This window comes from Rhodococcus sp. NPDC127593, assembly GCF_042671975.1.
GTDB lineage: Bacteria > Actinomycetota > Actinomycetes > Mycobacteriales > Mycobacteriaceae > Rhodococcus_F.
Map to the genome: position 1 here is coordinate 94,557 of NZ_JBHXWI010000043.1, position 6,036 is coordinate 100,592.

Here is a 6,036-nt window from a genome sequence, read left to right on the forward strand (position 1 = left end):
CCTTGCGACGGTTTCCCGGATTCGGGCGCGCTCACACAAGGCGACCCACCGACGACGGCCAGACCGGCGCCCACAGCACCAGCACACCGATCGCGATTCCCGCCAGCACCAGCCGAGGTCCGCCTCTGCGCATCGTCACACCGAGCGCCACCACGGCACCGAGCACGATCGCCGCACCGGCAGGCCCGGAGGGCACCGGGATCGAGGCTCCGGGAATCCGCGCGCCCCGCTCGGCCACGGTGACGAGCCACCACAGCGGCCACTGCGTCACGCGCACCACCACTTCCGCAACGGGAACACTGACCCCGGCGATCAGCGCGGTGATCGCTCCGGCCACGGTGATCACGCCGACCACCGGGGCGACCAGGATATTCGCGCAGATGGAGACCAGGCTCACGGTCCCCGCCATCGCGGCCACGATGGGGGCGGTGACAGCGAAGGCGGCGACGGACACCGCCACCGACTCTGCCACCGCCCGCGGCCAGCCGCGGCCCACCAGCACGTCGACCAACACCGGCGCGATCACGATCAGCCCCGCAGTGGCGGTCGCCGAGAGAACGAAGCCGAAGTCCACCGCCAGCTCCGGTGACCACGCCAGCAGGGCGATGACCCCGGCCGCGAGCGCCGGCATCGCCTGTTTCCGCCGTCCGGTCACGAGCGCCAGCAGGGCAACCGATCCCATCGCCGCGGCGCGCAGCACGCTGGGTGACGGTCTCGCGATCACCACGAATGCGATCAGTGCCGCAGCGGCCAGCGCCGCACCCGCGCGGGGACCGAGCCCCACCCCTCGGACCAGGAGCAGCACCGCTCCCAGCAGGATGCTGACGTTCGCCCCCGACACCGCCGTGAGATGGGTCAGTCCGGTCGCGGTGAAATCGTCCTTCACCTCCCGGGGCAGCGCCGAGGTGTCGCCGACCACCAGCCCCGGCAACAGTCCTGCCTCGTCGGCGGGCAGGACGGAGGCGGCCGCGGCGAACCGCGCACGCAGGACGCCGGCCCACCGCTGATGCGGGGGCGCGGGACCGACGTCCGCGGGCGGTCCGGACACCCGGACCGTGGCCAGGCTCAGGTCCCGGTGCCGCGGAGGGCTCGCCTGCCCGCGCAGAACCACGTCCTGTCCCGGCAGGAGCCCGAGCCACCCCTCCGCCGGAGCGAGGACGACCACCGCACCGCCCGAGTGGATCGTATCGGTGTCCCGGCGGATCTCGACGACGTTCGCGTTCACGAGGACGTGCCGTCCGAAGCCGGGGATCTCCCGGGGATCGTCGACAAGAGTGACGACGAGCGTCACCCACGTCTCGTTCCGGCCGAGTTCGGTCATCGGGTGCCGTTCCACGGCCTGAACCCGCCAGGCCACCCCGGCAGCGCAGCAGGACCCGAACAGCAGTACCGCCAGCGTCCCGGCCGTCCACCGTCCCGGTCCCCGCAGGGCGCATCCCGCGGCGAGGAGAACTGCCGCTCCCGACAGGGTTGCCACGAGAACCCACGCCGCCCGGGAGCCTCCGAGGATACCGACCAGCGTTGCCGCCCAGCACATCCCGGCGAACGGAAGAAGCCGCAGGTCGAGGATCCGCGGTTCGTTGTCGGGCATCACAGGGTGACCTGGCCGCGCAGCTTCTCCAGCCGCACCGGCCCGATCCCGTCCACCTCCCCCAGTTGCGAGATGTCGGTGAACTTGCCGTTGGTCGTGCGCCACGCGACGATCGCCGCCGCCGTGACGGGCCCGACACCGGGAAGCGCGTCGAGTTCCGTCTCGGTCGCCGTGTTGAGGTTCACGAGCCCTCCGCCCGTGGCGGCCGCCGCGCCGGCGGTCCCCGGCGATCCCGCGGAGGCGCCGCCCACCGCGCTCGGTGGCGCCTGGGTGGTCGCGGCACCCACGAGCACCTGATCGCCGTCCGAAAGTCGTTGAGCCAGATTCAATCCGAGGGTGTCACCGCCGTCGCGCACTCCCCCGGCAGCGGCGAGAGCGTCCGCGACCCGGGAGCCCGGTGGCAGCCGGACGAGACCGGCCGACGCCACCAGTCCCACGACGCTGACGACGATCTCCTCCGCCGGGTCGGGTGCCGACGTCGCCGCGGAGGGAGTCGTCGTAGCCGGTGCCGGAGTCAGGGAATGCACTCCGGCGGCGGGTAACGACGGAACGGCCTGTATCTCCGGCCGATCGCTGCGCACCCCCAGCACGGTGGCTGTCGCGACGACGATTCCCACCACGATCAGCACCAACGCCCCGGAACGCCCGGGATCGAATCGTGCGTCCCGCCACCGGTCCGGCAGTGAGAATCCACCCCGGCGGCGTTCGGCCGACCACGTCGTGTCGCCGTCGAGGACGGTCCCGCTCGGCTCGGCCAGCCACTCCGGCGCCGCCGGTGTGTCGGGCGGCACCGCATCGCGTTCCCCCGACGTCAGGAACGCGAGCCGGGTCCGGCCCCTCGAACGTTCTTCCCTGATGCCCATGGACGCGACGGTAGAGTGCGCCGCCCACAGAATTCCCGCGAAAACCCGGCTTCCGAATCGGCCTGTGGATCAGTGCGAAGCTGTGGATGAATCGCGGTCTTCGTGGTGCAGGGCGGGTTCCGGGCACAGCACGATACCGATGGCCCCCGTCCCGACGTGGGCACCGATCACCGAGCTGAAATCGGTGACGACGAGATCACTGACCTGCGGAATCCGGTCCTTCAGCTGCTGTGCCACCGCTTCGGCGCGCTGTCGGGCGTGCATGTGATGCACAGCGACGGCCGTCCTGTCCAGACCTGCCAGCTCCACCGCGGCGTCGACCATCCTGGCCATCGCCTTGGTCGAGGTGCGGGTCTTTTCCTTCAGAACCAGCCGGCCGTCCACGAGATGCAGCACCGGTTTCATCGCCAGTGCGGTTCCGAGCAGTGCGGCGGCGGTGCCGATGCGGCCTCCACGACGCAACTGATCGAGCCTGTCCACGACGATCAGGCAACGCCCGCGGCTCGCGACGTCGACCGCCCGCCGGTACGCCGTCTCGAGGTTCGCACCGTCTTTCGCGGCCCGCGCGGCCTCGAGGACCGGGTAGCCCAATCCCATTCCGGCGGACTGGGAGTCGACGATCCGCACCCGGCCGTCGAATTCCTGTGCCGCCTGGCGGCCTGCCTCCCACGTGCCGGACAGCTGCCGCGAGATGTGTACCGCGAGAACTCCTGCGCCCTCACTCATCTCCAGCGCTGTCGCGTACGCCTCGGACAGCTCGCTCGGCGACGCGCCCGACGTGGTGACACCGGCAAGATCCGCGGGGAGATCGTCGATTCCCTCCCGGAAATCCTGACCGCCGCTGAGGACATGGAGCGGGACCACCTGGATCCCGTACTGCTCGACGAGTTCGGGCAGGATCGAGGCCGAAGAATCGGTGACGACGACGACGGGCATCGGACTACTCGGCTCCGCTCGACACCGGGTCGGCCGGAACCGCACCCTCGGCGGAGTCCGGGTCCACTCCCGCCGCACGGAGCGCGGTCAGCATCGCCGCAGCCACCTCGGTGTGTCCGTCCCAGCCCCAGTGGATGCCGTCCGGATTACCCTGATCGCTGAATACGTTGGCGCGCACCGCTTCCGCGAGGTCGACGATGGGCACGTTCTTCTCCTCCGACCAGGCGGTGATGGCGGCAACGGCACCGGGGCGACCCGCATGCACCTTGCCGTAGGCCTCGCTGCGATGCACGGACGGCAGGGTCCCGATGACGGGCAACTCGGGGCGCATGTACTCGAGCGCCGCCCGGGAACTCTCCAGATATTCGACACTCAGCCGCGGGGGCAACGCCACCGGCCACCCCAGCGGGGACAGCCTGGGCTGAAGCCACTGGTAGCCGGCCCGCACGACGCGGCGCAGCGCGGGCGGGCGGACGTAGCGCAGTTGTTCCCGCAGCGCCGTCGGGAGCGGGGACGGCAGGGAGTCCATGCCGCCGACCGCGAACACGACGGCACCGGCGCGGGGAACCGCCGACCACACGCGTGGGTCCTGGGTCAGCGCCCACCACACGTCGCGGCTGGTCCAGCCGATCCGCGCCACCAACTCGACATCCCAACCGAGTTGACGTGCAACGATATTGGGCCAGATCTCGGGGTGGTCGGACGGGAGACCGCCCTTGGGTCCGTAGTACGACAGCGAGTCGGCGAGCACGAGCAGGACGGGGCGTTCCCCGGAACCGGCACCCACGTCAGAGGACGTCACTGGCCACACTCGCAGAAGCGTTCCACACGTCGAGGCGCCAGTTGAGCGACTCGGGGTTTCCGTACGCACTCAGCTGCACCCAGCTGGTGTTGCCCAGCCCGCCCAGCACCGGCCAGCGGTCGACGGGCAGATCCAGCAGGGCGGCCGTCAGTGCGGCGATCAAACCGCCGTGAGCGACCAGGACCACCGGCTTCTCCGCCCAGTCCTCGTGCTTCTCGACGAGTTCGGCGACCACCGGCTTGCTGCGGCGTGCGACGTCGATGCGGCTCTCCCCGCCGGGCGGTGCCCACGTCGCGTCGCCACGCCACGTGGCACGGGCGCCGGGTGCGCGCGCGTCGACGTCGAGGTGGGTCAGCCCCTGCCAGTCACCGAGATGCGTCTCACGGAGGCGCTCGTCGATCTGCACGGGAAGACCGGCGTTGTCGCCGACCTCCACGGCGGTGTCGTAGGCCCGCCGCAGATCGGAGGACACGATGGAGATCGGTCTGCGACCGACGAGCGCGGTGGCGGCGACGCGGGCCTGGGACCGACCCAGCTCCGACAGTTCGGTGTCGAGCTGACCCTGCATGCGGTTGTCGGCGTTGTACTCGGTCTGCCCGTGGCGGAGCAGGATCAGACGTCGCGGGGCACGGGGGGCATCCGTCACAGCTCGGACTCCTCCGCCTCGACGGCGGCGCCCGCACCATTCGCGTCGGCCGGGCCGTGCTGCCCGAGACCCTCGACGGGCACGGCCGGGCAGTCCTTCCACAGCCGGTCGAGTGCGTAGAAGTTGCGCTCCTCGTTGTGCTGGACGTGAATCACGACGTCCACGAAATCGAGCAGTGCCCAACGGCCTTCGCGGGTGCCCTCGCGCCGCACCGGCTTGTGACCTGCCTCACGCAGTCGATCCTCGATGTTCTCGACGATCGCGTTGACCTGTCGCTCATTGGGGGCGGAGGCGATGACGAAGCAGTCGGTGATGACCAGCTGCTCGGAAACATCGAGCACCACCACATCGGAGGCCAGCTTCTCGTCGGCAGCCACTGCCGCGATGCGTGCCATCTCGATGGCTTCGGTCGTTGCGCTCACGCGATGTTCTCCCAGTTCGGTTCGAAAAAGTACTGACTAACTCTTGGTCTTGTCCGGGGCCGGTTCGGACATCGTCGTCGCGCCGTCGAGGCGCTCGGAGTCCGGCGGCCGGTACAGGTTCCGTTTGGAGATGTACTGGACCACACCGTCCGGCACGAGGTACCACACAGGACGGTGTCGACTGGCACGCCGCCGACATTCCGTCGAGGAGATCGCCAGAGCCGGGATCTCGATCAGCGTGACCGCGTCCTCCGGCAATGCGTCCAGGTGACCGGCCAGATGTTCGGTGTTGAGATCGAATCCCGGGCGCGACACCCCGACGAACTTCGCCAGCGAGAACAGTTCCTCCCAGTCCTGCCAGGACAGGATACTCGCCAGGGCGTCCGCACCGGTAATGAAGTACAGCTCGGCGTCCGGGTGGTAGCTGCGCAGATCACGCAGAGTGTCGACAGTGTAGGTGACCTTCTCCCGGTCGACGTCCACCCGGCTGACCGAGAATCGCGGATTCGACGCGGTGGCGATGACCGTCATCAGGTACCGGTCCTCGGCGGGGCTGACGCCCTTGCCCTGCTTCTGCCACGGCCGGCCGGTGGGCACGAAGACGACCTCGTCGAGGCTGAATCGATCTGCCACCTCGCTGGCCGCCACGAGGTGACCGTGATGAATGGGGTCGAAGGTGCCACCCATGACTCCCAGGCGGCGCCGACGCGCGCCCGCTGCTCCCTGTTCCACGAGTGACGAGCTTACGTGTTCACACCGGCAGCAACCCGGCGACC

The 6,036-nt window shown here is 69.9% G+C and carries 7 protein-coding genes; all 7 read right to left on the reverse strand.

Translation table 11 applies throughout. From position 1 onward, the window contains the following. Window positions 1–31: 31 nt before the first annotated feature. Window positions 32–1,591 carry a ComEC/Rec2 family competence protein gene (locus tag ACFVJ3_RS33745; protein ID WP_378456192.1) on the reverse strand — a complete coding sequence of 520 codons (1,560 nt, stop codon included), beginning with the start codon at window positions 1,589–1,591 and terminating at the stop codon, window positions 32–34. Continuing rightward, window positions 1,591–2,454, reverse strand: a complete 864-nt coding sequence (locus tag ACFVJ3_RS33750; protein ID WP_378456193.1) for a helix-hairpin-helix domain-containing protein — start codon at window positions 2,452–2,454, stop codon at window positions 1,591–1,593. The genes ACFVJ3_RS33745 and ACFVJ3_RS33750 overlap by 1 nt, the downstream gene beginning before the upstream one ends. A 69-nt stretch (window positions 2,455–2,523) precedes the next feature. Beyond that, window positions 2,524–3,390, reverse strand: coding sequence for a DegV family protein (locus tag ACFVJ3_RS33755; protein WP_378456194.1), 867 nt, complete (start codon window positions 3,388–3,390; stop codon window positions 2,524–2,526). Window positions 3,391–3,394: 4 nt separating this feature from the next. Further along, window positions 3,395–4,192, reverse strand: a complete 798-nt coding sequence (gene octT / locus ACFVJ3_RS33760; protein WP_378456195.1) for a diglucosylglycerate octanoyltransferase — start codon at window positions 4,190–4,192, stop codon at window positions 3,395–3,397. Then, window positions 4,179–4,838, reverse strand: a complete 660-nt coding sequence (locus tag ACFVJ3_RS33765; RefSeq protein WP_378456196.1) for a histidine phosphatase family protein — start codon at window positions 4,836–4,838, stop codon at window positions 4,179–4,181. The genes octT and ACFVJ3_RS33765 overlap by 14 nt, the downstream gene beginning before the upstream one ends. Further along, on the reverse strand, window positions 4,835–5,260 hold the full coding sequence (gene rsfS, locus ACFVJ3_RS33770) for a ribosome silencing factor (protein WP_378456197.1): 426 nt from the start codon (window positions 5,258–5,260) through the stop codon (window positions 4,835–4,837). The genes ACFVJ3_RS33765 and rsfS overlap by 4 nt, the downstream gene beginning before the upstream one ends. Before the next feature lie 36 nt (window positions 5,261–5,296). Next, complete coding sequence (nadD, locus tag ACFVJ3_RS33775; protein ID WP_005248045.1) at window positions 5,297–5,992, reverse strand: nicotinate-nucleotide adenylyltransferase; 696 nt, start codon at window positions 5,990–5,992, stop codon at window positions 5,297–5,299. Window positions 5,993–6,036: the final 44 nt, after the last annotated feature.

Bases quoted from the DNA above. Each gene is read 5' to 3' on its own strand.
- ACFVJ3_RS33745 (WP_378456192.1), bottom strand. From the start codon at position 1,591: ATGCCCGACAACGAACCGCGGATCCTCGACCTGCGGCTTCTTCCGTTC.
- ACFVJ3_RS33750 (WP_378456193.1), bottom strand. From the start codon at position 2,454: ATGGGCATCAGGGAAGAACGTTCGAGGGGCCGGACCCGGCTCGCGTTC.
- ACFVJ3_RS33755 (WP_378456194.1), bottom strand. From the start codon at position 3,390: ATGCCCGTCGTCGTCGTCACCGATTCTTCGGCCTCGATCCTGCCCGAA.